This window comes from Saccharibacillus sacchari (genome assembly GCF_037722395.1).
GTDB classification, from domain to species: domain Bacteria; phylum Bacillota; class Bacilli; order Paenibacillales; family Paenibacillaceae; genus Saccharibacillus; species Saccharibacillus sacchari_A.
On sequence record NZ_JBBKAR010000042.1, the window covers coordinates 30,182 to 55,181 of the forward strand.

At 54.8% G+C, this 25,000-nt stretch carries 19 protein-coding genes; 9 read left to right on the forward strand and 10 right to left on the reverse strand.

Annotation, left to right across the window (positions count from 1 at the left end; genetic code table 11):
• The first annotated feature begins 1 nt into the window (after nucleotide 1).
• The 4 genes from WKI47_RS15675 to WKI47_RS15690 all read left to right on the forward strand — a co-directional run bounded on the left by WKI47_RS15675 (nucleotide 2) and on the right by WKI47_RS15690 (nucleotide 5,143).
• On the forward strand, nucleotides 2–376 hold the full coding sequence (locus WKI47_RS15675; protein ID WP_340228099.1) for a multidrug efflux SMR transporter: 375 nt from the start codon (nucleotides 2–4) through the stop codon (nucleotides 374–376).
• A gap of 1 nt (nucleotide 377) precedes the next feature.
• The gene (locus tag WKI47_RS15680; RefSeq protein WP_340228100.1) at nucleotides 378–692 is read left to right on the forward strand and encodes a multidrug efflux SMR transporter; all 315 of its coding nucleotides are present in this window, start codon (nucleotides 378–380) and stop codon (nucleotides 690–692) included.
• 142 nt (nucleotides 693–834) lie between these two features.
• The gene (locus tag WKI47_RS15685) at nucleotides 835–1,779 is read left to right on the forward strand and encodes a helix-turn-helix domain-containing protein (protein WP_340228101.1); all 945 of its coding nucleotides are present in this window, start codon (nucleotides 835–837) and stop codon (nucleotides 1,777–1,779) included.
• 85 nt (nucleotides 1,780–1,864) lie between these two features.
• Nucleotides 1,865–5,143: an efflux RND transporter permease subunit gene (locus WKI47_RS15690; RefSeq protein ID WP_340228102.1), complete on the forward strand. Its 3,279-nt coding sequence runs from the start codon at nucleotides 1,865–1,867 to the stop codon at nucleotides 5,141–5,143.
• A gap of 772 nt (nucleotides 5,144–5,915) precedes the next feature.
• Here WKI47_RS15690 and WKI47_RS15695 read toward each other — a convergent pair.
• Both WKI47_RS15695 and WKI47_RS15700 read right to left on the reverse strand, forming a co-directional pair.
• Nucleotides 5,916–7,511: a gluconokinase gene (locus WKI47_RS15695; RefSeq protein WP_340228103.1), complete on the reverse strand. Its 1,596-nt coding sequence runs from the start codon at nucleotides 7,509–7,511 to the stop codon at nucleotides 5,916–5,918.
• A 201-nt stretch (nucleotides 7,512–7,712) separates the two neighbouring features.
• Nucleotides 7,713–8,381, reverse strand: a complete 669-nt coding sequence (locus tag WKI47_RS15700) for a molecular chaperone TorD family protein (protein ID WP_340228104.1) — start codon at nucleotides 8,379–8,381, stop codon at nucleotides 7,713–7,715.
• Nucleotides 8,382–8,898: 517 nt separating this feature from the next.
• Between WKI47_RS15700 and WKI47_RS15705 the strand changes: the two genes are divergently transcribed.
• Nucleotides 8,899–10,140, forward strand: a complete 1,242-nt coding sequence (locus WKI47_RS15705; protein WP_340228105.1) for an MFS transporter — start codon at nucleotides 8,899–8,901, stop codon at nucleotides 10,138–10,140.
• 102 nt (nucleotides 10,141–10,242) lie between these two features.
• Here the strand turns inward: WKI47_RS15705 and WKI47_RS15710 are convergent, their stop codons facing one another.
• On the reverse strand, nucleotides 10,243–11,946 hold the full coding sequence (locus WKI47_RS15710) for a glutamine--tRNA ligase/YqeY domain fusion protein (protein WP_340228106.1): 1,704 nt from the start codon (nucleotides 11,944–11,946) through the stop codon (nucleotides 10,243–10,245).
• A gap of 224 nt (nucleotides 11,947–12,170) precedes the next feature.
• On the opposite strand from WKI47_RS15710, the gene WKI47_RS15715 reads away from it, so the two are divergent.
• The gene (locus WKI47_RS15715; protein ID WP_340228107.1) at nucleotides 12,171–12,728 is read left to right on the forward strand and encodes a GNAT family protein; all 558 of its coding nucleotides are present in this window, start codon (nucleotides 12,171–12,173) and stop codon (nucleotides 12,726–12,728) included.
• 20 nt (nucleotides 12,729–12,748) lie between these two features.
• Here the strand turns inward: WKI47_RS15715 and WKI47_RS15720 are convergent, their stop codons facing one another.
• The 3 genes from WKI47_RS15720 to WKI47_RS15730 form a co-directional block, all read right to left on the reverse strand.
• Nucleotides 12,749–13,249 carry a GNAT family N-acetyltransferase gene (locus WKI47_RS15720; RefSeq protein ID WP_340228108.1) on the reverse strand — a complete coding sequence of 167 codons (501 nt, stop codon included), beginning with the start codon at nucleotides 13,247–13,249 and terminating at the stop codon, nucleotides 12,749–12,751.
• Nucleotides 13,250–13,325: 76 nt separating this feature from the next.
• On the reverse strand, nucleotides 13,326–14,534 hold the full coding sequence (locus WKI47_RS15725) for an MFS transporter (RefSeq protein WP_340228109.1): 1,209 nt from the start codon (nucleotides 14,532–14,534) through the stop codon (nucleotides 13,326–13,328).
• Between the two features lie 258 nt (nucleotides 14,535–14,792).
• The gene (locus WKI47_RS15730) at nucleotides 14,793–16,883 is read right to left on the reverse strand and encodes a molybdopterin-containing oxidoreductase family protein (RefSeq protein WP_425355472.1); all 2,091 of its coding nucleotides are present in this window, start codon (nucleotides 16,881–16,883) and stop codon (nucleotides 14,793–14,795) included.
• 348 nt (nucleotides 16,884–17,231) lie between these two features.
• Between WKI47_RS15730 and WKI47_RS15735 the strand changes: the two genes are divergently transcribed.
• Nucleotides 17,232–18,044, forward strand: coding sequence for a hypothetical protein (locus WKI47_RS15735; protein ID WP_340228111.1), 813 nt, complete (start codon nucleotides 17,232–17,234; stop codon nucleotides 18,042–18,044).
• 171 nt (nucleotides 18,045–18,215) lie between these two features.
• Nucleotides 18,216–18,800: a TIGR00730 family Rossman fold protein gene (locus tag WKI47_RS15740; RefSeq protein ID WP_340228112.1), complete on the forward strand. Its 585-nt coding sequence runs from the start codon at nucleotides 18,216–18,218 to the stop codon at nucleotides 18,798–18,800.
• Nucleotides 18,801–18,932: 132 nt separating this feature from the next.
• On the opposite strand, the gene WKI47_RS15745 is transcribed toward WKI47_RS15740, so the two are convergent.
• Nucleotides 18,933–19,769, reverse strand: coding sequence for a formate/nitrite transporter family protein (locus tag WKI47_RS15745; RefSeq protein ID WP_340228113.1), 837 nt, complete (start codon nucleotides 19,767–19,769; stop codon nucleotides 18,933–18,935).
• A gap of 314 nt (nucleotides 19,770–20,083) precedes the next feature.
• Between WKI47_RS15745 and WKI47_RS15750 the strand changes: the two genes are divergently transcribed.
• A complete protein-coding gene (locus tag WKI47_RS15750) occupies nucleotides 20,084–21,085 on the forward strand; it encodes a phosphotransferase family protein (RefSeq protein WP_340228114.1) in 1,002 nt (333 codons plus the stop codon).
• A gap of 295 nt (nucleotides 21,086–21,380) precedes the next feature.
• Here the strand turns inward: WKI47_RS15750 and WKI47_RS15755 are convergent, their stop codons facing one another.
• The 3 genes from WKI47_RS15755 to WKI47_RS15765 form a co-directional block, all read right to left on the reverse strand.
• The gene (locus WKI47_RS15755) at nucleotides 21,381–22,775 is read right to left on the reverse strand and encodes an FAD-dependent oxidoreductase (RefSeq protein ID WP_340228115.1); all 1,395 of its coding nucleotides are present in this window, start codon (nucleotides 22,773–22,775) and stop codon (nucleotides 21,381–21,383) included.
• Nucleotides 22,776–23,155: 380 nt separating this feature from the next.
• Nucleotides 23,156–24,034, reverse strand: coding sequence for an ABC transporter ATP-binding protein (locus WKI47_RS15760; RefSeq protein ID WP_340228116.1), 879 nt, complete (start codon nucleotides 24,032–24,034; stop codon nucleotides 23,156–23,158).
• Between the two features lie 293 nt (nucleotides 24,035–24,327).
• Complete coding sequence (locus WKI47_RS15765; RefSeq protein ID WP_340228117.1) at nucleotides 24,328–24,774, reverse strand: AbrB/MazE/SpoVT family DNA-binding domain-containing protein; 447 nt, start codon at nucleotides 24,772–24,774, stop codon at nucleotides 24,328–24,330.
• Nucleotides 24,775–25,000: the final 226 nt, after the last annotated feature.

A 25,000-nucleotide genomic window follows, 5' to 3' on the forward strand; every position in this document is an offset into this window, starting at 1 on the left:
GATGAGCCGTGCGAATCGCGGATGGATGTATGTACTGATCGGGGGAGTGTTCGAGGTCGCCTGGGTATCGGGCCTCAAGCACTCCTCGAATATTTGGGAGTGGCTGCTGACCGTGATCGGAATCGCGGCAAGCTTCTGGCTCATGATTAACGCTTCAAAAGTGCTGCCGATCGGCAGCGTGTACGCGGTCTTTACAGGGTTGGGCACGGCAGGAACGGTCGTCGCCGAAACCTTGTTGTTCGGCGAGCCGTTCAGCATTGCCAAAACACTGCTGATTCTGCTTCTGCTATCCGGCGTCGTCGGTCTGAAGCTCGTCACCGACTCGCCGAAGGACGAAGCGTCTCCAGGCATCGTTAGCAAAAAGGAGGCGATCTGATATGCCGTGGATTGCTCTCGTGTTGGCAGGATGCTGCGAAGTATTCGGCGTAATCGGACTTAAGCAGGTTTCGCTACGCAAAGGCGTTCCCGCTTTCGCTTTGCTGATTGCTGCTTTTGCAGGTAGTTTCTCGTTGCTGACGTATGCGATGCAGCATATTCCGATGGGTACGGCGTATGCGATCTGGACCGGCATCGGTACAGTAGGCGGCGCGCTTGTCGGCATGTTTATGTACGGAGAAGCCAAAGAAGCGCGTCGCTTGCTGTTTATCGCAATGATCCTGGCCGCAGCGGTCGGACTCAAGCTAATCTCGTAAAACTGATTTTATCAGCAAAACAGCCGTTCTCGACCCCGGTTTCCCGGTAAAGTTGAGACGGCTGTTTTTTTCGTTTATACTAATTTCTGACTCGATAGTCGTTCACAGAACCGATAAGTCAGACAAGGAGGCGCATGACGTTTTGGCAGACAAATCCGCAGAGCGCAAACATACGATTTTCGCCGTGGCTCTCGCCCTGTTTTCCGAGCGCGGAATCAAGGCGACATCCATGCAGGATATCGCGGAACGCTGCGGTTTTTCCAAAGGGACGCTGTATCAGCATTTCCGCTCCAAGGAAGAACTAATCCGCTCCATCCATGAATACGCGCTCGGCACTTTACAAGAGAAGCTGCAAGCCGCGGCCGCGGAAGACCGCTCCGCTCGCGAGACTTTTCTCGCCCAGATTGAAGTTCTTCTGCATTCATTAATCGAATTCAAATCCTTCATGCTGATGCAGATCCGGGAGCAGGAATTTACCGGAATCGGCGACCAACTGAGGAAAAGCCAGGAAGAAGGTTCTTGCGCTCCGGTGCGACACCCGCTGCTGACCCAGGCTTTCCTTCTGATCCGGCGCAGCCTGATCGGCATCTACGGACCGGAGATCGACCGCTATTCCGGCGATCTGTCTATCGTCATCAGCGGATTGACCTTCTCGTACCTTCAGCTTGCTGACGATTGGGGCATGCCGGAGATTCCGATCCCCGACGCGCTGCGCCATCTGGAATCCATGGTGGATGCAGCCGCAGAGCGCTTGCTTGAACGGCAGCCGGAACCCTTGATTCCTTCGTCGCTATGGGCAGACTGGATCAAGGATGTCCCGGACGAATCAGGTGCGGCCAAGCGGCCATTTATCCTGATTCGCCAAATGCGGGACACGCTCGCCTGGAGCCCGCTCCTGCGCGCCGAACGCGAGGAAGCTTTGGAGACGTTAGATGTATTGGAAGAAGAACTCTCCAATGCTTCGCCGAGGCGCGCCGTCGTGAAAGGTATGGTCGCCAATCTCAGAGAAGTCCTTGTCCTGCACGGTGCGCTGGAACAGCTCAGCCCGCTTATTTCGTACCGTTTGGACGAATTGTCCACGCATTGAAGCAAGATTGAAGCCAGTTGTACATCCCCGAAAATGACGCCCGACAACGGGTGCAGTCCATCTAAGAGGAGTGGAGAATCTTTTTATGAAAAGTATCATCGGTTTTTCCCTGCGCAATAAGCTTGCGGTCTGGTTCTTGACGATTGTCATTACGGCAGCCGGTATTTACAGCGGACTTACCATGAAGCAGGAAACCATCCCCGATATCAACGTCCCTTTTCTGAGCATTACGGCGGTCGATCCGGGCGCCGCTCCGGAGACGGTCATGAACGAAGTGACCGTGCCGCTGGAGCAAATGCTGCGCAACGTGAACGGCGTGCAGAATGTAACTTCCTCGTCGATGGAAAACGTGGCTTCCCTCGCCGTCGAGTTCAACTTCGGCGCCAATCTGGATGAAGCGACCGCCCAGATTCGCGAAGGGTTAAACCAGATTACGCTGCCCGAAGGCGTGGAACGCCCGCAAATCACGCGTTTCAGTCTGAACTCCTTCCCGGTTATCTCGCTGAGCGCATCGGCCGAGACGGGGACGGACGATCTGGAAGAACTGTCCCGCATCGCGCAGGAGCAGGTGCTGCCGGAGCTGGAGAAGATCGAAGGCATCGCTTCGGTACAGCTCTCCGGTCAGTATGTGCGTGAAGTTCAACTGACCTTCGACGACGCCAAGATGGCTGAACTGGGTCTGACCCGGGAAACGGTACAAAATATCGTCGACGCTTCGTCCGTTCGCGCACCGCTTGGATTATTCACGCTGGACGATACCCAATCGGCCGTCGTCGTCGATGGCAATGTCACCACGCTGGACGATCTGAAAGCGTTGGAAATTCCGGTTGTTCCCGAACAGCCGCAGGCTGGCGGAACCGAAGGCAGCGGCGGAGCAGCTCCGGACGCTTCCGGCGCGGCAGGCTCGACGAACGCCGATCCAAGCGCTGCGGGTATTGATGCGACGCAGGAAGGCGAAGCCCAGCAGGGCGCAGGCGTTGATATCACGCAGCAAAGCGACGCCGAGCAAGGCGCGGCGGCAGCTGCGCTTGCCAACGGAATTCCTACCGTTAAGCTGAGCGATATTGCGAAGCTTGAAGTGGTGGGCAGCTCCGAGTCCGTCTCCCGGACCAACGGCCTGGAATCGATCGGCATTCAGATCGTCAAGACCAACGATGCCAACACCGTGGACGTGGTCAATGCCGTCAAAGACCGCATCAGCGATCTGGAAAGCCAATATTCCGGCCTGAACCTGACCGTCATGCTCGACCAGGGCAAGCCGATCGAAGATTCCGTCCGGACCATGTTGGAAAAAGCGATCTTCGGCGCCTTGTTCGCCGTCTTGATCATCCTGATCTTCCTGCGCGACATCCGATCGACGATCATCTCGATTCTGTCGATTCCGCTGTCGCTTTTGATTGCCGTGCTGCTGCTCAAGCAGATGGGCGTCACCTTGAATATGATGACGCTCGGCGCCATGACCGTCGCGATCGGTCGGGTCGTCGATGACTCGATTGTCGTTATCGAGAACATCTACCGACGTATGACCTTGAGCAGCGAAAAGCTGCGCGGGCGTCAATTGATCAGCGCCGCGACGCGCGAGATGTTCCTGCCGATCATGTCCTCGACTATCGTGACACTGGCTGTATTCGTCCCGCTTGCTTTTGTGAGCGGCATGGTCGGCGAGCTGTTCATGCCGTTTGCCCTGACCATGGTATTCGCGTTGCTCGCATCGCTTCTGATTGCGATCACGCTTGTGCCGATGCTGGCGCACACGCTGTTCCGCGGCGGCATCAAAGCCAAAGCTTCGCATGATAAGCCAAGCCGCATGTCCGAAGGTTACAAGCGGATTCTGGAATGGTCGCTGTCCCATAAGCTGATCACGTTCCTGATCGCCGTGGTACTGCTGGTCGGAAGCTTGTTCACCCTTCCCTATGTCGGCACCAGCTTCTTGCCGGAGCAGGAAGACAAGACGTTTACGTTTACCTATTCGCCGGAAGCGGGAGCTACGGATGAACAGGCCCAGCAGCGTATGCTGGATGCCGAAGAATTCGTCCGCGAGCAGCCGAATCTGACCAATATGCAATATTCGATCGGCGGATCGAATCCGCTCGGCTTCGGCTCGTCCAACTCCGCCCTGTTCTATACGGAGTTCGAAAGCGACACCCCGAACTTCGATACGGTCAAAGAAGATTTGATTGCCGGACTGCAAGAACGTATTCCGGACGGCGAATGGAGCCAGATGGATATCGGTGGCGGCCTGGGCGGCAGCCAGCTAAGCGTCAGTATCTACGGAGACAGCACGGACGATCTCAAGCCTGTAGCTGACGAAGTACTGAAGCTGATTCAAGCGGACTCCAACTTCGAAGAAGCGGAAAGCAATCTGGAGGAAGGCTATAACCAATACACGCTGGTGGCCGATCAACAGAAACTCAGTTCCTACGGACTGACTGCCGGGCAGATCGCGATGGCGCTCGCTCCGGTTACGCAGCGTCCCGTATTGACCGAAGTCGATCTGGACGGACAAAGCCATAACGTCTATATCGAGACCGAGAGCAAGAGCTACTCTACGCTTTCGGAAATCGAAGACACCGAACTGACCTCGCCGCTCGGTATTCAAGTCCCGATTAGCGACGTAGTGGAAGTTCAGGAAGGGCTCGCGCCGGATACGATCAGCCGCTCGGACGGCAAAACCGTCGCTCAATTGTCGGCCAATATCGTTGCCTCCGACGTCGGCGGTGCTTCGACCGCACTGGAGAACAAGATTAGCGAGCTGGATCTGCCGGACGGCATCACCGTCGAATTCGGCGGCGTCACCGAACAGATCAATGACACTTTCTCTCAGCTCGGCCTCGCGATGCTCGCCGCGATCGCGATCGTGTATTTCGTGCTCGTCGTGACCTTCGGCGGCGGTCTGGCGCCGTTCGCGATTCTGTTCTCGCTGCCGTTCATCGTTATCGGCGCATTGATCGGCCTATTGATTGGCGGAGAATCGCTTAGCGTATCGGCACTGATGGGCGTACTGATGCTGATCGGTATCGTCGTCACCAACGCCATTGTCTTGATCGACCGCGTGATTCACAAGGAACGCGAAGGACTCTCGACGCGCGAAGCGCTGCTTGAAGCCGGATCGACCCGTCTGCGTCCGATCCTGATGACCGCTCTTGCGACCATCGGAGCTTTGATTCCGCTCGTTGCGGGCTGGGAAGGCGGAGCCGGCATCATTTCCAAAGGGCTCGGCATCACCGTGATCGGCGGTCTGATTAGCTCCACCGCGCTGACCCTCGTCATCGTACCTGTCGTATACGAATTCCTGATGAAAATCAGCAGCAAATCCCGCGCCAGACGCGCGGAACTGGAAAAGCTGGAGACGCCGCTGGACTAAAACCGGACTGAACAGGAAACCGGTTCAACCCCGATCGCGTCTGCGACTTTCGGCGCCCGGACTCGGTTTCGGCTCCAGCCGTTGCAAAGCAAAATACGGCTCAGCAGAAACGCCCATCGCAAAAAAACAACAAAAGCCGCTTCCTCCGGGAAGCGGCTTTTTGTTGTTGCGAAATTCGCGCGAGCGCGAGCAGAAAAACCCCCTGATCCTTCTTGCACAGCGAAGGCGAGATTACATTACCGCGAAACGCCGGACCCGTGCGCTTGCGTCGGAAGCTTCGACTTCGTACGCGATTCAGATACGAAATCTCGGTCAAGCGTAAACATACGACTTCATCAGATACAGAGGACTTGGGGCAGACAGGAGAGCCGCCGGAGCTGGATAAGCGAACAGACAACTCTTAAGCAAGGAAAAGATCGACGCGAACAAAACCGAAACCGCAAAACCTGAAATCCAAACACTTTTCCGGTTAGATTTTCGAAAATAAATACCGATATGCACTTATTTTATTCATATTTCATCGTTTAGGAAGAATAGATGCGGATATGCACTTAATCTCTCCGCATTCTGCTCTTTTTCTCGTTTCCGCTTCAAATAAATGTATATACGCACTTATTTGAGAAATCGGAAGCAAACCGAACGAAATAAGTGTATTTGCGCACTTATTTCACCCGCTTTCCTTTTCCGCTTCCATTTCCACGACTTTGACGGCTCGCATATCTGCTTGTCGGCCAGCCCTCTGCCCCCTGCCGTATCTTATCTATCCGCCGAATTATTTATCCGCCGACTTCGGCTTGGAATGTCCGTTCTCGCTGGCTTCTTCCTCGTTCACGCCCGTTCCCCGCTGAAGCTCCGCGATCTCCGGGAAGACCGGCTCCAATTGTTCGTAGACCCGTTTGAACAGCGAATAATACTGCTCGTACGTTTTGAAGCGGCCGGAATCCGGCTCGTGCGTGCGCAAGATGCCGATGCCGCTTTTCATATCGGCGTAATCGCCGATCGCCCCGTCTGCTTTCATGGCGACGGCGGCCGCGCCGAACGCCGACGCTTCGTACGTATCGGGCACGACTACCTGCGTTCCCGACAAATCCGCCAGCATCTGGGTCCAGATATCGCTTTTGGCGAATCCGCCCGAAGCCAGCAAAGTCCGATTCGCGCCGCCAAGCTCCGTCAACGCATCCGATACGGTGCGCACGGCGAACAAGACCCCTTCCATCGTCGCCCGGCCGAAATGCGCCCGCCCGTGATGCAGCGTCGCTCCGAAATAAGCGCCGCGTGCGTCGGCGTTCCAATAAGGCGCGCGTTCACCGCTCAAGTACGGCAAAAACAGCAGCCCTTCCGAACCCGGAGGAACGGAATCCGCCAGCTTGACGATCCGGTCGAGCGCCTGCTTTTCTTTGAGATCGCCGCTTTCGCCTTCTTCTTCGTCGATCACGAATTTTTCCAGATACCAGCGCAGCGCGATGCCGCCGTTGTTGGTCGGTCCGCCGACCAGCCAGCGATCCGGTTCGAACGCGTAGCAGAACGTCCGGCCGTCCGGGTCCGTCGCCGGACGGTCCGCGAACGAGCGGACCGCGCCGCTGGTGCCGATCGTGACCGCCGTTTCGCCTTTGCCGAGCGCGCCCACGCCGACGTTCGCCAGCGCGCCGTCGCTTGCGCCTACGATCCACGGCGTGTCGGGATGCAGGCCCATCCGGTCGGCCAGCTTGCGGTCCATGCCGCTTAACCGCTCCGTGATCGGCACGATCTCGCCCAATCGGTCCGGCGACAATTCCGTCAAATGCAGCGCCGAATCGTTCCATTTCAGCGTGTGCAGATCCAGCATTCCGGTTGCGGAAGCGAGCGACAGATCGAGCGCGTAACGGCCGAACAACCGATGCAGCAAATATTCTTTGAACGATACGAATTTGGCGGCGCGCTTGAACAGTTCCGGCTCGCGGTCGGCAAACCACAGCAGCTTGGTTAGCGGCGACATCGGATGGATCGGCGTGCCCGTGGCGCGGTACAGCTTCCCGGCTTCTCTCCCTTTCCGCAAAGCGTTCACCTGTCCGATGCTGCGGTTGTCCGCCCAGGTAATGAGCGGCGTCAGCGGATGCCCGTCGCGGTCCACGGCCATCAGGCTGTGCATCGCCGCGCTGATGCCGACCGCCGAGATATCGTCCGCGTGCGCTTTCGCGTCTTGCATCGCCCCGCGAATCGCGTCGACTACCGCGTCGAGCAGCTCGTCCGGACGCTGCTCCGCCCGCCCCGCTTCGGGCACAAGCAGCGCGTACGCCGACTGCGAACCTCCGCGAATCTTTCCTTTTTCATCGTATAAAAAAGCCTTCGTGCTCGTCGTGCCGATATCCAGTCCGATATATAGTCCCATCCGTGCTTCCTCCTTCGCTTCCGGGAGCCGCCGCTTGACGCCGGCTCGGTCCGACCGCCAAGATCCATGATCCGCCGATCCTTCTTTTCGCCAAGCGACGCTGCCCGGTCTATGCCTCATTTGGACGCTCGGCGAGCAATCGAAACAAAAAGCCGCGCGCCTTCTCCCCGAAAGAAGAAAACGCGCGGCTTGATGATCCGTTTATTTGCTGATCCGCTCGTTCAACCAGGCATAATCGGAAGCGATCAGCTCCTCCATCAATTCGCACAGGCTCAAGTAAAGAGGACTTTCCGTATGCTTGCGCAGCTCGCCGCAGAACGCGGGCACCCACGCCAGCAGATGCCGCTTGACGAAGCCCCATTGGATACGCGCCAGTTGCTCGCATTCGCCTTGCGAACGTACGCCCCGCTCGGTGAGGCGTTCGGACAGCACGGCCATAAACTCCAACTCCATGCTCAGCTCGTCGTCTTTTTCCCCGGACGTCTTGTTGAGGATCACGCCGGCCCGGTCGTATTCCGCGCTGACGCGCATCGCCGCCAATTCCGCTTCGCACCCTGCGTAAAAAGACTCCCGAAGCGGAATCCCCGCCTGACGCTGCCCGACCAGCCGGTCGTACTCCGACGTCTCGCCTTTGCAAAAAGCCGCCAGCGAAGCCGTGTCCGGCTCGGAAATGATCGTTTTGAACCGATTGAAAGCTTCGCTCTCCCACTCCAACCGTTGCAGTTTCCCGCGCCATTTCATGACCAGATGCACGCTCGGTCTATAAATAATAAAATCGCTTAGCAATTGATACATCATCCACCGGGTATGTGTCCATTGATTCTCTTCTCGCTCCATCGTAACCGCCTTCTCCATTGTCGCACTCGTCATTAACGTGAGCCTCCTTATGGGAATAAGCGTCCGGAGTCGTTTCGATAGAGATCAAAAAATCCGGTCGCCCATTGATTTTCGCTTCATAAAAAACGTTCGGGTTGCGTACGCTTACAATTCAATTATACCCGCAATTTGAAACAGCTTGATCCACATGATGTGACAAAACGGTAGCATTTCTAACCTTTTCTTTTAGGGCGTATTTGAAAACTCCGAAGGAAGCAGATTTTGCCGAATTTTCGCTCGCAACAAGGAAGGGTTTCGCAGTCGTGCCGGGGCACGTCAAGAAAGCGTGACGCCGTAGCGGGCGAAAAGGCGGTAAAAGATGCATGTCGTTGAGTTTTCAAACACGCCCTAGTAACGCTTTAGATGATTTTGTTGTAATCTGTCTCAGGAAGGACTATATTGTCGATTAGGGACCCTGCCGTCCAGCTTGGTTCCCTTATTAAACCTTACATGAAATGAAAGCCCTTACTTATTAGGTCGAAGACCTATTCCCGCAAGGAGCGTGCTCGACGTGTCCCAACCACAAACCAATCAACCTCAAACCCTTCCCGCAAGTCCTTCGCCTTTCCTCCCACTCAAAGCCTTCAATTTCTTCCTATACGGTGCAATCGCGGTCTTCGCCAGCTTTTTCCCGCTTTATTTGCAAGACGGGGGCATGAGCAAGTTGGAGATCGGAACGTTAATGGCGATCGGGCCGTTCGTGTCTCTGGTTGCCAATCCGTTCTGGGGATATTTGGGCGACCGGATGGAAAATACGCGGCGGATGCTGATTCTGATGCTGGCCGGTACTTTGGTGCTGTCGCAGTTCGTTTTTCACGTGCAGTCGTATGCGATGATCTATCTGGCGATGATCGCCTTCTACTTTTTCCAAAGTCCGGTCTTCGCGCAAAGCAACACCATGATTCTGGGCTATATCGACGGCACGGATCGCAAATTCGGCGGCTTCCGCCTCTGGGGATCGCTCGGCTGGGCATTGACGGCCGCGGCGGCAGGCTTCGTGATTGATCGCGTCGGAACGTCTCCGGGGGTGCCTTGGTTATTCACCGGGCTGCTCGGCGCGACGCTGCTGACAGCTGTGGTGTTACCGTCGCTGCGTCGCCCGGCCGCCACCAACGTGGTCGCTCCCGGCGGATTCGGCAAAGTCCTGGCCAATCCGACTTTCGCGGCCTTTCTGCTGCTCGGCGTGTTCGTCTCGATTCCGAATGCGATGAACGGGACGTTCATGACGCTCTATATCACCGACCTCGGCGGATCGCGTCAGATGGTCGGTTGGGCCGTCTTTTCCGCATCGGCTGTCGAAGCGTTATTTTTCCTGCTGTTCGACCGCTTTTTCCGTAAAAGATTGGGCTTTATGATGGTGTGCCTGACGGTCGTGAGCGCGCTGTTCGCCGTTCGTTGGTATCTGATGTCGACCGTGACCGATCCGATGCACATCGTGTATATCCAGATGCTGCACAGCGTGACGTATGCCGGCTACTTCTACGTGGGCACGCTGATGACGAGCATGTTCGTGCCGACCGCGTACCGGGGAACGGGACAGGCGCTGTTCACTTTGTCATGGAGCGGCGTATCGGGCATCGTGGCGGGCATTCTCGGCGGCTGGATGTTCGACAATTTCGGCGCGCCGATGATGTACCAGAGCGGCACCGTGCTGTCCGTGATCGGAGCCGTCGGCTTCGCCGCGATGGGCTACACGCTGCACCGAAGCGGGCAACTCGCTCCGGCGGCGGCTTCGGCCAACGCCAAGCGATAACGGGAACGTCACTAGCGAAAAACGACCGTATGCCAAAAAGGTCCCGATTCTCCGGCGCATGGAGAACGGGACCTTTCGATATGAATCACCGTAAACTTCGTTTTATTTCTTCGGCAGCTTGAACGAACTTTTCATGGATACGATCCGGCCAAACACCGGCTTGCCGGCTTCGGACAGCTTCGGATCGACGTTGAAGTAACCGTGACGGAAAAATTGGAACTTGTCTTGCGCTTGCGCGTCTTGAAGCTGCGGCTCCACGAAACCGTGCACGATTTCGAGCGAGTCTTTGTTGACCTTTTTCAGGAAATCGTCCACTTCGTCCGCGGATACGTCGTTCGTCTCGTCCGTCGCCAGTTCTTCCGATTCCTCGTCTTCGCCGAGCAGCGGCTCGTACAGACGGAATTCGGCCGGAACGGCTGCGGAAGCGTCGACCCAGTGGATCGTGCCCTTGACTTTGCGTGCGTTGAAGTCGCTGCCGCTTTTCGTTTCCACGTCGTACGTGCAGTGGATCTCGACGACATTGCCGTTCTCGTCTTTGATAAAGTCGTGGCATTTGATAAAGTAGGCGTGCTTCAGACGAACTTCGTTACCCGGGAACAGTCGGAAATATTTGCTGACCGGCTCTTCCATGAAGTCGTCCTGTTCGATATAGATTTCGCGCGAAAACGGAATTTGGCGAATGCCCATTTCTTCGTTTTCGGTGTTGTTTTCGGCTGGCAGCAGTTCGCTTTCGCCTTCCGGATAGTTGGTGATGACTACTTTGAGCGGACGCAGGATCGCCATCGTGCGCGGTGCTTTAAGCTTCAGGTCTTCGCGAACGAAATGCTCCAGCGTTTGGATATCCACCAGACCCTGGCTGCGCGAAATGCCTGTCTCGTAAATGAACGCCTTGATCGCTTCCGGCGTGTAGCCGCGGCGGCGCATCCCGGAGATCGTCGGCATACGCGGATCGTCCCAGCCGTCGACCAGGTTTTCTTCGACCAGCTTGCGCAGCTTGCGCTTGCTCGTCACCATCGTCGAGACGTTTAGGCGTCCGAATTCGTATTGGTGCGGCTGGGCTTCCATCTCGCACTCGCGCACGACCCAATCGTAGAACGGGCGTTGATCTTCGAATTCGAGCGAACACAAGGAATGCGTTACGCCTTCGATCGCATCTTCCAGCGGGTGCGCGTACGTGTACATCGGGTAGATGCACCATTTGTCGCCCGTATTGTGGTGCGTCGTATGCGAGATGCGGTAAATGACCGGATCGCGCAGGTTGATGTTCGGCGATGCCATATCGATTTTCGCGCGCAGCACGCGTTCGCCGTTTTGGAACTCGCCGTTGCGCATACGCGTGAACAGATCCAGGTTTTCTTCAACGGGACGGTCGCGGTACGGACTATTTTTGCCCGGCTCGGTCAGCGTGCCCCGGTTCTCGCGAATCTCGTCGGCCGATTGATCGTCGACATAAGCGAGCCCTTTGTTGATCAGCAGCACGGCGCGCTCGTACATTTCGTCGAAATAATCCGAAGCGTAATACTGATTATCCCATTCGAATCCGAGCCACTTGATATCTTCCTTGATCGAGTTCACGTATTCGACGTCTTCCTTGACCGGGTTCGTATCGTCGAAACGCAGGTTGGTACGTCCGCCGAACTCGTCAGCCAAGGCGAAGTCGATAAAGATCGCGCGAACGTGCCCGATGTGCATGTAACCGTTAGGCTCCGGCGGGAAACGGGTTACGATTTCTTTGACTTTGCCGCTTTTCAAATCTTCTTCAATAATGCTTTTAATAAAATTCGGTGGGGTCTTGGCGTTCTCCACATCGATCAACCTTTCATTATGCCCGGGTATACCGGTTTTTAACCGTTATGTCTAATCTTTTCGGCCTCTGCTCTTGCTCTACACTTCAATATAACGCAAATCGGCCTTTCCATTCAATAAAAACGCCTGTCTTTTCCCTCTATGGACTGCTTGGACGCTTTTGACGCACCGGGCGGGTTGGAGTAGCATAAGAAACATCATCCCCGCGAAAAGGAGACTTCTTCATGTTCAGCCTGCCGTTAAAAGAATCCGTACAGCTTAAGCCGCTGCGCAGCGGTCATGCAAGGGAGCTGCTTCAACTGATCGAAGGCTCGCGCCATACGCTGGGTCCCTGGATGCCTTGGACGCAGCAGTTACAGGAGCTTGAAGATGCCGAGGAATTTATCGGCAATGCCGCCCGGCTTTACGCAGAAAACGACGCGATTACGGCCGGCTTGTGGGAACGCGAACAATTGGCTGGAGTCATCGGCTTTCACGAGATCAATTGGCGCAGCCGTTCGACCCAGATCGGCTACTGGCTCGGCGAAGCGTTCGAAGGGCGGGGCTTGATGTCGCTGGCCTCACGGGCGCTAATCGACTATGCCTTTATCGAACTGGGTCTGCATCGGATCGAGATTCGCTGCGCGACGAACAACCAGCGCAGTCGGGGCATTCCCGAACGGCTCGGCTTTTTGCTGGAAGGCGTGCTGCGTCAAGCCGAGAAGCTGGACGACGGTTACGTGGATCATGCGGTCTACGGGATGCTGGACGAAGAATGGGGCGCGAAGCGGCCTCTTTTCTAAACAGGTTGATCCATGCCCTTTTACAGAAGCCAGCAGCTCATGAGTACGTCATCGACGAACTTCCCGTCTATGTGATACTCCCGCTCCAACTTGCCCTCGATGGTGAACCCGCAGCGCAAATAGAAGCGGATCGCGTCTTCGTTGGTGGATAGCACGCGCAGGCGCAGTTTTTTCACGCCCCGACGCATGGTATGCAGCTTGATGGCCGCGATCAGCTTCCGACCGACGCCCATCCCTTGATACGCCGGATGTACCGCGATATAGATCTCCGCCACATGCGCGTTGCTGAACATGAGCGTCGGCGGCCGCCAGCCGATACAGCCCACCACGATCCCGTCGCATTCGGCCACTAATTGATTCTCCGGCGGGCAGTTGCGCAAATAATGCGTACGCGACTTCCAGACGGGAATCTGCGGCGAGTTGCGAGAATTCCACACCAGCTTATCGATCCGCATCAACGGCTTGGCATCCTTTATCGTCGATTCGCGAATCGTCACTTCGTTTTCGATCGTCCGCTGCATCCCCGCTCCTCCTCTGCTGCTATTCAAAACAAGCTAAAAGGCTTTTTGTAATCCAGTCCTGCATCTTATCTCTGCTCTATTCGATAGTGAGTGCTTTTGGCGAACGTTGCAGGCGATGGTTCAGCACGAAAAACAAGCAGGACAGGATCGCCGCCGATACAGCCAGCCACGCGACAGGCCCAAGCCCGCCGCGGTCATACAAAATCCCCATAATATAAGGCCCGATGACGCGACCCGCTTGCCCGATACCGCCGGATACCCCGAGATAGAACGGCGCATTGGCGCTGGTACGCTCGGAGATAAAGGCAGGCATCGCGGGTTGGAACAATATCTCCCCGATCGTCGCCAGGAACATGGCCGCGACCAGCGCTCCGTATTGCGGGAACAACAAGATGACCAGATACCCGGCGAGATAAAAAAGACTGCCCGCTGTCATCTGCGATTCCGGCTTGCGGGCGAAAGAACGCTTCATCCAGGAGATCAGCGGCTGAAGCGCAAAGATCAGCACGCCGTTCATCGTCCAAAGGATGCTGTAGTGGGACGGCGGCTTGCCTTCCGACAGAATCGCCGGCGATACGCCTCCGTTCCAGATACAATTGCCCAGCCACAGGAACAGCGCGCCGATCCCCATGTACAGGTAGACACGGGTGTTTTTGAGCAGCGGCAGCGCTTTTTGCTCGCGCTTGGACGTCTTCGCTTCGACATGCAGTTCTCCCGCCCGGTCGACGCGCTTCAAATAAACGAAGAAATAAACGGCGAACAGCAAGCACGTACAGCCGTTCAGCACGAAGGTCAGCGGAAACGAAAGTTGAGCCAGCGGGCCGCTCAGCGCCGTACCCAACGCGACGCCGATATTGTTGCCGACATAGATCGTATTGAAAATCTCGCCTCTGCGCGAAGCGAAACGGAAACCGATAAACGCCTGGATCGCCGGCAGCGTCATGGCGTTGCTGAAGCCGACGATCAGCATCGTCACCATGTACAGTCCCCAGTGAGCGCTAACGATCGGCAAAGCAAACAGGGATAACGCGTTGATCAACAGCGAACCGACCAGCAGTTTTTTCACGCCGATTCGATGGTACATCGCGCCGCCGACCAACTGCCCGGCGATCCCGCCGAGCGATTGCAGCAAAATGACCAGTCCGGCGTCCTGCATGCTGCGACCCAGCTCGCCGAACACATACATCGTCGTCAGCGGCCACATCAGTGCGCTGCCGGTGGAGTTGATCAGGCTTGCCAGCAGCAAAGCCTGGATTTCTTTGGGATAACGTTGAAGCCAGTTCATGTACGTTCTGTTTCCTTTCTTTGTCGAGCTGAGGCTGGCGGAAAAGTTACTTTGGCGAGGGAAGCGAGAAGACTGCGAGAAAAATTCGTTCAAGCCGCTGTCTCACTCGGAAAATGGATTGGATTTAAATAAGGAATTTTCCGAGTTCAAAGGCGTCTTGACCTGAATTTTTCTCTCCGTCTTCTCGCTTCCAGCTACGTCGGACTTTCTCGGCAGGTTATTATATTTTTATAAAAAACATGATTCTGGCTTCGGTGTCTATGTTTCCTGAGCATGTCTGACTTCGACGGTCGTTGAAAAGAAGGTGGCGCCGCCGCCCATGTCGGCGATTCGGGAAGACGTGAGGGCATTCGCCAAGCGGCGTTTGTTTGGAGCATTTTCGCCCGGATTGGCGTTCCACCATAGTCCCTGGCTGACGACGGTTCCCGGCAGCATCAGGTCGGTGACGACGGCCTTTAACACATAGACGCCGCGCGCGTTGTAAGCTTCGACCCGCTGTCCGTCTTCGATGCCCCGGGTTGCGGCGTCTTGAGGATGGATTTGGAGCAGCGGTTCTTTTTCCATCGACTGGTGCTTTTCTACGTTGGCGAAGGTGGAGTTCAGGAAGTTGTGGTTGGGCGGGCTGACGAACATGAGCGGGTATGCGGGATGCTTATGCTCGCGATTTTCGCCGTCAAAGCCTTCCTCAAGCGGCATGTAGGTCGGAAGCGGCGGAAGGCCGAGTGCCTGAAGCTGCTCCGAGTACAGTTCGATTTTGCCCGAAGGCGTCGTCAAACGTTGGAGATAGTCGGCTTTCGGCGACATATCCAGCTCAACGAAACGTTCGGTTTGCAGACGCTCCAGCGTGACGCCTTTTAAATAAGGATTGTCCGGGTTGTCCAATGCCGCGCGCACGACCTGGTTTTCCGTTTCGCGGAAAGCGTCTTCTTCGAACCCCATCGCTTGAGCCAACAGGCTGAACAGTTCGAAGTTGCTTTTACTCTCGCCGGCAGGTTCGATCGCAGGCTCCTGAAGCTGCACATAATGATGCCAGTACGACGTATACAGATCGGTATTTTCGAAGCTGGACGTGGCAGGCAGCACGATGTCCGCGTATTTGGCCGTATCGGTCAGGAATAGCTCGTGCACGACGGTAAACAGGTCTTCCCGCTCCAGTCCTTGCCGCACGCGGTCGGATTCCGGCGCGACGACGGCGGGATTGCTGCCAAACACGAACAGCCCTCTCACTTTCGGCTCCAGCGTCAGCAGAGCGTCGGCCAGCTTGTTCATATTGATCGTGCGCACGCCGGGATTCGGACGCAGATCCGGACGCGTCAGCGCGTCGTCGTTCAGCGAAGCGTAGGCGCCGTTGGACTTGAACGCTCCGCCGCCGCATGTCCATTGTCCGGTCAAAGCCGGCAAGCAAGATACCGTCCGCACGGCCATTCCGCCGTTGTCGTGATGTTGCAGCCCGTTGCCGATATGGATATGGCTCGGCGATGTCTCGCCGTAGAGCATCGCCAACGTAACGATATCGTCGGCCGGAACCCCCGTAATACGCGATACCCGCTCCGGCGTGTACTCTTTGGCGTGCTCGCGCAGCTCCTCGTGTCCAACGGTATGCGCTTGAAGGAACGCTTCGTCCGTCAGTCCGCGTTCGAACAATACGTTCATTATCCCCAGCGCAAGCGCCGTATCCGTGCCCGGATAAAGCGGAATAAACCAATCGGCCCGGCGTCCGGTCAAATTTTTATGCGCGTCGATCACCATGATCTTCGCTCCGTTTTTGCGGGCTTGTTCCATCAGTACGGCCTGGTGCATGCTCGTGCTAACGATATTGCCGCCCCAGACGATAAACAGCTTGGCGTTCAGCGTATCTTCCGGGCTTGAACCTCCGCCGAAGCCCATCGTATACTTCCAGCCGGTATTTCCCGCCGAGTTGCAGATCGTATACGCAAGCTTGGAAGCCCCCAGTTTGCCGAAGAAACGCCGGTCCATGCCTTCGGCGTTCAGCACGCCCATATTGCCATAGAAACTGTAAGGCAGTATGGATTCGGCTCCATGCTCGGCGGACAAAGATTGGAACTTTTCAGCGATTTCCGTAAGCGCCTCTGCCCACGAAATGCGCATAAAGCGCCCCGATCCTTTTGGACCGGAACGCTTCATTGGATAGAGCAACCGATCCGGGTGATAGACCTTTTCGGCCATATGCCTGACTTTATTGCAGATCGCCCCTTTGGTCGCGGGATGATGCGGATTGCCTGTGACTTTGACGATCTTACCTTCTTCCTTGTGCAGCAGCAGGCCGCAGGTGTCCGGGCAATCAAGCGGGCAGACTGCCGGAAACACACCGCTAGGCCGTTCAGTCATGGACATGACAGACGGCTCCTTTCTCACATGAAATCGTAAATTCTTCCAGGCCTTCATTGTAGCATAATTTTTCGGCAAAATATTTTTTCGCAAGGTTAGCGTACAAGTGTTTCAACCGGATGAAGTAAAGGTTATTTAAAAGCATTGGCAAATAGGCGGTAAGTGATGTCCCCTTCATGAACTGTACCTGCTGCCATATCATGGACCACTCCCGAAATTCGCCTTCACAAGCTCCTTCCCCCGGACTTGTGAAGGCGAATTTATTTTGCATGACTTTTTGTTGCCGGAATGCGTCTATTGTATGTACGATGTTCAATCATCACGCGTTCGCTCAAGGAGGAGAATACTTTGCTCGGAAAAAAATTAGGGATGCCGGTTGTGGTCGCAATGGCAAGCCTGTTGGCTCTAACCGCTTGCTCGCCTACCGAATGGGCGGCGAAGGTCGTGACCGACCGCCTGGCTCCCGTCGAACGTCACCCGGATCAGCAGCGTCCTTTGATCGGTTATGTATCGGCTTCGCAAGGATATAGCTGGAAAAGCGACGGTCAAACAGAACCGAGCCAAGCCTGGCAAAACGTGCCGGAAGTCCAAACGATGTACGATCCGGAAGAAGTGGATCTTGCGCACAATACCGGATTCACGGTTCGGGACAAAACGATAACGGGCAAGTCGCTGGAAGATATCGTGAAACAAGCAGCGGCTTACGAATACAAGCACCAAGTGGACGGGATTCATATCGACGCCGAGATTATCGAAGGCGATCATATCTTGGCTTCTTTCCCGTACCGGTACGAAGGCGAGCCCTATCAAGGAGTCGTGCTCGCCAAACGCAAAGGAAACGGCTACGTCTACGAACGCATGAGCTTCTCTCCCGAATTGACCGATGAAGGCAAGCCGTTGCCCTTCGTGCCGGGCAACGGAACGACAGGAATCAATTCAAAAACCGACTCCGATATTCGTTGGGTCGGCGGCAACGTGAACGACGAACGGATTCGCACGATCGTGATGGTCTACGAAAACGGTCCGGTTCTGATTCCGATCAAACCCGATCAGGCCACCTATCTGATTGCCGACGACGGCGAGATCATGGAATCGAATCTGCTGTATATCGAAGCGCAGGACGAGAACGGGAAAGCTCTATATACGTGGCAATACTCGTAGGCGAGGCTTGAGGTTCGGTGCCGGGACATGTTTTTCGTTCAAATCGCATTTTATCGGCTGAACGCCTGCCTCCTTTGCCGTCTGTCTGTCGGCTTCGACGATGCTATGTTATATTGAGCCTAATGCAATAACAGGTTTTATCCATTTTCCAAAAAAGGAGAGATGCACATCATGCCAAACAGCATTGCCGTATTCTGCGGTTCGAGAGAAGGCGCCTCGCCCGCTTACATGGAAAGTGCACGCGCGCTCGGTCTTGAGATGGCCAAACGCGGAATCACGCTTGTCTACGGCGGCTCGCGGGTCGGCCTGATGGGCGCGGTCGCCGATGCGGTGCTGGACAATGGCGGAAGCGCGATCGGCGTGCTGCCTACGTTCATGCAGACCCGCGAAATCGCGCATTTGGGTTTGACCGAGCTGATTATGGTCGAATCGATGCACGAACGCAAAGCCAAAATGGCCGAACTTGCCGAAGGCTTCATCACATTGCCCGGCGGCTCCGGCACGATGGAAGAATATTTCGAAGTTTTCACGTGGGCACAACTTGGTCTGCACACCAAACCGATCGGCGTCTTGAATGCCGCAGGTTATTATGATCCGCTGATCGCTTTGTTCGACCGGATGACCGGCGAAGGATTCGTCACGCCCCAACATCGGGAGATCTTGCTGACAGCTCAAGAGCCTTCGGCGCTGCTGGATCAGATGCAAGCCTACCGTGCCCCGGAAGTGTCGCAGATCCTGACCGAAGAACGTACTTAGTACGTGCAGGCTGCAAACAAAGTAATATTGGTGCGACAAGAGAGAATTTATGGACACAAAAGAACCTGTGCACGCCGCCTTCTTCGCGACGTTCTACAGGTTCTTTTTTAGCTCGAAAATATTGAAGATTTCTCAGGCGTTCTTTTTCAACTCCGGAGTGCCGTAACTGCCTTGTTCAGCCGAAACGGCTTGATGTTCGGCAGGCTTGCGCAGGTAAGTGCCCCAATACGCGGCGGCGACGAAGATCGCTCCGCCTGTTAGGTTGCCGAGCCATACCGGTACGAAATTCGCAAAATACTGGGCCCATGTAAAATGTCCTTCGAAGATCGCCGCCGGGATCAGGAACATATTCGCCACAACGTGCTGGAAGCCAATCGCGACAAACGCCATCGTAGGGAACCAGATCCCGAGGATTTTTCCGCTCATATTGTCCGCGCCGTAACTGAGCCATACTGCCAGCGCCACCAGCCAGTTACAACCGATCCCGGAAATAAACGATTGCAGGAACGTGCTGTCGATCTTGTGTCCCGCCATATCGACCAGCTTGTCCAGATAAGGACCCGACGCGGTGAGGCCGACGATATGACCGAAGAAGTACGCGACGAAGATCGCGCCGGCAAAGTTGGCGATCGTGATCAACACGAGGTTTTTGAGCATTTCGCCTGTCGTGATGCGCCGCGCCATGCGCGCCAGCGGCACGGCCATCATATTGCCGGTTAGCAACTCCCCGCCCGCGAGCAGAACCAGCACCAGCCCGACCGGGAACACGGCGGCCCCGATAAAGTTCGCCATGCTGCCCCATTCTTCCGGCGTATTGGCGATGACCCGAATATCCAGCAGGAATCCCAGCGCAATAAACGCACCGGCCAAAAAGCCGAGAATCAGAACGGAAGAAAGCGTATTATGCGCCTTTTTGACGCCGTTCTCGACCGTAACTTCTGCGATTTGCGGCGGTTTGTTGTAAGCCATTGTTGTCGTCCCCTTTTATAGCTAAAATTTGAACAATTCCTTTTCGTACCCCATTTTAGCGTAGAAGATCAGGCTAGTACGTGATAAACATCATACTATCGGCGATAAAGTGAATATTTTCACTTATTTTCGAGATATTTATTTCCGTCTCCGTCCATTAGGGGTTTCCCTCGTTTCAATGCGGACGATTCCCTGTTTTGTTTTTCGACAGATGACGCATACAGGTACCCGCAAGATCCGGATATAGAGTAGAATACAGATAAAAAAGAGTCGAATACCATTAAAAGATTCTATTGAACAGGCGGTGACCTTTGGTGCACGATCCCGATTCTACGCGTTTGGCGATTCCCGGTTGGATGACGTCGATTCCCGGTTCCGACGCTTGGGCGGCGGCGGAGCCGATCGACAAAGGCTGGTCGCCCGACCGCAAATACCGGATTCGGACGCGGGACGGCGGCTCTTTGCTGCTGCGCGTATCCGAAGCCTCAACAGCCGAAGCGAAAAAAGCCGAGTTCGAACGCGTACGGCAAGCTTTCGCGCTGGGCATCCCGATGTCTCGCCCGCTCGCTTTCGGCGTATGCGACGGTTCCGATCACCCAGACGAACCGGAAGATCGCGGCGCACCGGAAGATCGGAACCGTTCGGAAAACCGGCCTTTCGTCTACTCGCTGCTGAGCTGGATCGAAGGGAAAGACGCACAGGATCTGCTACCCGGCCTGTCCGACGACGAAGCATACCGTCTGGGACGCCGCGCGGGAGAATATCTGCATCGCATGCACACGCTCCCCGCTCCGGCCGGAACTCTCTCGCCCGCGGCCGCTTTGCGCAAGCAGATCCAACGCAAACAAGCCGCCTATGAGCAATGCGGCTACCTTCTGCCGTTCGACCGCGAGCTGCTGGCGCAGATCGAAGCCCGGCTTCCGCTGCTGGAAAACGTCGCTCCGGGATTCCGCCAGGGCGATTACCATCCCGGCAACATGATCCTGGCTCCCGACGGCAGCCTGCATATCATCGACTTCAACCGCTCCGACTACGGCGATCCTTACCGCGACTTTAATCGCCTGATCACATTCACCAGCCGGATCAGCCTGCCTTTCGCCCGCGGCCAACTCGACGGCTACCTCGCCGCAGCCCCTTATGACCCGCACTTTTTCGGCCGCTTATCGCTCTACTGCGCCGTAGAATCCTTGTACGCCATCGTCTGGGCCGTCCCTTTCGGCGAACCGGAAATCAGCGATACCTTGCAACGCTCCGAACAAATCTGGAGCGACTTCGACGGCTTCACGCGAGATGTCCCGGTCTGGTACACCCAATAAGCCGTATATCCTCTCTTGTCTCTTGTCCTGTGATACACATCAACCCAAAAAAGCTGTCCCGGCCTGCATACAAGCCGGAACAGCCTTTTTTATGCTTTTATGTTGTATCTTTTATCTTTTATTTTATTCAAAAGTCCGAGCGAGGACGCCCCCGACCGGCGGAGGGAGAAATTCAGTGTAGGAGCGTTAGCGTTCGCCTTTGCAGTTGGGAAGCTCCCTTATTCAAATTCAATCCGGCTTCCCAAGTGCAACACGCGACCGAAACGAATTTCTCCCGCAGCCCGCGTTCAAGCCATCACGCGTTTGTCTGCTCCTTCACCGACCGCGCCGCTCTCTCCTCCGTGTCCGAGACCGGCTGCGCATCCATTGCCGCGAAGCCCAGCGAGTTCAGGTAGTTCCACGGTTTGTTGTAGTGCGGTTGGAAGAAGAAATCGACGAAGGCCAGTTCTTCGACCGTCATTCGGTTTTGAATGCAGACCGACAGCGTGTTGATCGACTGCGTCAGGTCCACTTTGGACATGAGTTGCGCTCCTACGATGCGTCGGCTGTCTTTTTCGAACACGATCTTGAACGTCGCTTTTTCGTATTCCGGCATGAACTCCGGACGGTAGTTGTCTTCGAACGTCGCTACGGCCACGTCCAGTCCCGCTTCGCGGGCGGCCACTTCGGTCATGCCCGTTGCGGCGATATTGTCTTCATAGATTTTGATGCCGCTTGTGCCTTGCGTGCCCATGTAGGCGATTTTCTTTTCGACCAGGTTCAGCGCGATCAGCGTACCCATACGCACGGCGTTGGTCGCGAGCGGGATGTAAGCGGCTTTGCCTGTCGGATTGTAACGGATCGCGCAGCTGTCGCCGGCGGCGTACACGTCTTTGACGCTCGTTTCCATATAGTTGTCGACCAGGATCGCGCCGTTCGGCAGCATATCAACTTGGTCTTTGAGCAGATCGGTATTCGGGCGGAAACCGATGCAGAGGATGACCATGTCCGCTTCGTGCTCGCCTTTGGTCGTAATGACTTTTTGGACTTTGCCGTCTTTGCCTTCGAAGCGTTCGACTTTTTCGTCCAATGCCAGCGTAATGCCTTGCTCCACCAGCGAGTCTTCGATCCGATCGGTAAACTCGGCGTCCAGGTATTTGCTCAGAATCCGTTTTTCCGCGTCGATCAGGGTCACGTTTTTGCCGTTCATTTCAAAAGCTTCCACCAGCTCGACGCCGATATAGCCTGCTCCGATCACGACTACGTTTTTCGCGGTTTTCGCTTTTTCGATAATCATGTTGGAGTGGTTGAAGTTTTTCGACAAAATGATGTTATCCAGCTCGATGCCTTCGAACTTCGGAATGATCGGCCACGAACCGGTTGTCACGATCAGCTTGTCGAACGTGTCGCCGAACTCTTCGCCGTTTTCCAGATTGCGCACGGTCAACGTTTTGCCTGCGGCGTCAACGTTCAGCACTTCGTGGCGCATCCGCGTTTGCACGCCGAGGGTCATCAGATGCTCCGGCGAAGAGTAGAACAGGCCGTCGGGGTCTTTGACCACGCCGCCGACGTACAACGCGATGCCGCACGACAGGAAAGAGATATTGTCGTTGCGCTCGTATACGGTGATTTCGGCATCCGGGTAAAGCTTGGCGGTGCGGACGATAGCGGCGGTTCCTGCGTGCGTACAACCGATAACTGCGATCTTCATGAGTGAATTCCTCCAATAGGATAATTTTTTATGGGATAAAACTTTGCTTGCAAAGTCATGTGAAAATTTGTACATAATCGTGTAAAAAAAAGATTTTATAACAACTACCCGGCTTTGCGTCGACTGACGCTTTATTGTGAAATTGTTCACCTTGCTAACCAGGTTTGTTTGTGAATGTGTTCACCTGATATCTCTTATTATAGTGTGACATTTTTCACATTGCAAGTGTAAATCCTTAATTTGAACCTTTATTCACATAGTTGTCACAAAAAGAGGTTCGTTGTCTGGTTTCCGTCTCCGTAAACGTACGATTGATCATAGACACGTAAAAACCGCATGCCGAATAACGTTCGACACACGGTTTCTTTTTCAAAACGGTCTTATTGCGAAGCGGTACGGCGCACTTCGCTACCGCTTCCGTTATTGAGCGGCATTTTGCCTTGAGGAGCCGAATCGCGCTTGCGTTCTTCCGACAATGCGTAGAGCGCGTACGGCAGACACAGAGGCACGCCGGTACGCGGATCGGTCACGATATCCGCTTCGATGCCGAACACTTCGTGCATGACGAGCGGACACATGACTTCGAGCGGCGTGCCGGAAGCCAGAGCTTCCCCCTGTTTGATCGCGATCATATGTTGGGCAAAACGGGACGCATGGTTCAAGTCGTGCACCACCATGACGATCGTACGGCCCTGCGTTTTGTTCAAATCGTACAGCAGTTGAAGCACTTCGAGCTGATGCGCCATATCCAAATACGTAGTGGGCTCGTCCAGGAACAAAATATCCGTTTCCTGAGCCAGTGCCATCGCAATCCACGCACGTTGACGCTGACCGCCGGAAAGCTGGTCGATCGGGCGGTCATGGAATTCGCGCATACTGGTCACGTCAAGCGCCCATTCCACGACTTTTTTGTCTTCGGCCTTCAGCGTACCGAAGCCTTTTTGGTGAGGAAAACGTCCATAGGAAACCAGTTCCGTTACGGTGAGTCCTTCCGGTGCGGTAGGTGTCTGTGGCAGAATCGCCAGTTGCTTCGCGATTTCGCGGGTCGACTGCTTATGAATGGATTTGCCGTCGAGCAGCACGCTGCCGTTTTTCGGACGCATCAGACGCGCCATCGTTTTCAAGATCGTCGATTTGCCCGAGCCATTCGCTCCGACCAATGCCGTGATTTTGCCCTGCGGAATTTCAATATTAAGATCCTTGACGATCAGACGATCCTCATACGCGATATCAAGGTTAGTTGTGCTTAAACGGAACATAAAGTAAACCATTCCCTTCCGAAAAGTCTTGAGCCCTTATATGAAAACCAAATGTAGTTGCTTGTATACGTCCGTATGCCTGTCCTCATTGGAACTTCATTCTTTCTTCATTACTGTTTAAGATACTGATAATCATTATCAAATGTCAAGTTAAATTTGCACCCGCACATTTTGTTAACCAAGACAAAAAGGCCCAAAAGCCCCCTTGGCTTTTGGACCTCTTCCATCAGGAAGTCGCACAACGAACACGTGCAAAATATAGGATCGGTAGTTTGGAAACTAAGGACGATCAGTTAGGACTTGTACTTAAGCTGCTTTTTGAGCTGACTTACCCGACTTTGACTGATTCCCAACATCTGAGCAATTTCGCTTTGACTGGATTCTGGATGGTCAATCAGCGCCTGCTCCAGGCGCGGCAACATATCCGACACCCGAATCCGCTTTTTGGATGCAGATTCATCAATGGTCGGAGCCTGAGTCACGGGTACAACAGGCGCATGCTTGAGTTCCTGTAGACACGAAGCACATACGAATTGATCCTTGTAATACACAACGCTATCCAGCGTGCGGCAGAATGAACATTCCGTCGACTTATACTTACGCATTACAAGCATGCCATCGTCCGTTACGAAAAATTCCAACGAATCGCCAATCTCGATATTTCTCGTTCCCCGAATCTCACTAGGGATCACGATCCGTCCGAGACTATCCAAACTACGAATCATACCGGTATCCTTCATTTTGAATTCCTCTCTATGTGAAGTTAGAGTTTAGCCAAAAAGTTTATTTAATATGCAGTATAACATATTTCGGAATAATTGCTACTTTTTGTTCAAAAAATTACTGAATATCCAAATGCGATTTGTAAGGCCCTCCGAGGCGAAACCACGCTAAATTTATTGTAACTGCAAAGCGTATGTACATCAAGATAACAAAAAAATAAAAAAATAAAAAATGTAAACATGA

Bases quoted from the DNA above. Each gene is read 5' to 3' on its own strand.
- WKI47_RS15675 (WP_340228099.1), top strand. From the start codon at position 2: ATGAGCCGTGCGAATCGCGGATGGATGTATGTACTGATCGGGGGAGTG.
- WKI47_RS15680 (WP_340228100.1), top strand. From the start codon at position 378: ATGCCGTGGATTGCTCTCGTGTTGGCAGGATGCTGCGAAGTATTCGGC.
- WKI47_RS15690 (WP_340228102.1), top strand. From the start codon at position 1,865: ATGAAAAGTATCATCGGTTTTTCCCTGCGCAATAAGCTTGCGGTCTGG.
- WKI47_RS15695 (WP_340228103.1), bottom strand. From the start codon at position 7,511: ATGGGACTATATATCGGACTGGATATCGGCACGACGAGCACGAAGGCT.
- WKI47_RS15700 (WP_340228104.1), bottom strand. From the start codon at position 8,381: ATGACGAGTGCGACAATGGAGAAGGCGGTTACGATGGAGCGAGAAGAG.
- WKI47_RS15715 (WP_340228107.1), top strand. From the start codon at position 12,171: ATGTTCAGCCTGCCGTTAAAAGAATCCGTACAGCTTAAGCCGCTGCGC.
- WKI47_RS15720 (WP_340228108.1), bottom strand. From the start codon at position 13,249: ATGCAGCGGACGATCGAAAACGAAGTGACGATTCGCGAATCGACGATA.
- WKI47_RS15725 (WP_340228109.1), bottom strand. From the start codon at position 14,534: ATGAACTGGCTTCAACGTTATCCCAAAGAAATCCAGGCTTTGCTGCTG.
- WKI47_RS15730 (WP_425355472.1), bottom strand. From the start codon at position 16,883: ATGACTGAACGGCCTAGCGGTGTGTTTCCGGCAGTCTGCCCGCTTGAT.
- WKI47_RS15740 (WP_340228112.1), top strand. From the start codon at position 18,216: ATGCCAAACAGCATTGCCGTATTCTGCGGTTCGAGAGAAGGCGCCTCG.
- WKI47_RS15745 (WP_340228113.1), bottom strand. From the start codon at position 19,769: ATGGCTTACAACAAACCGCCGCAAATCGCAGAAGTTACGGTCGAGAAC.
- WKI47_RS15755 (WP_340228115.1), bottom strand. From the start codon at position 22,775: ATGAAGATCGCAGTTATCGGTTGTACGCACGCAGGAACCGCCGCTATC.
- WKI47_RS15760 (WP_340228116.1), bottom strand. From the start codon at position 24,034: ATGTTCCGTTTAAGCACAACTAACCTTGATATCGCGTATGAGGATCGT.
- WKI47_RS15765 (WP_340228117.1), bottom strand. From the start codon at position 24,774: ATGAAGGATACCGGTATGATTCGTAGTTTGGATAGTCTCGGACGGATC.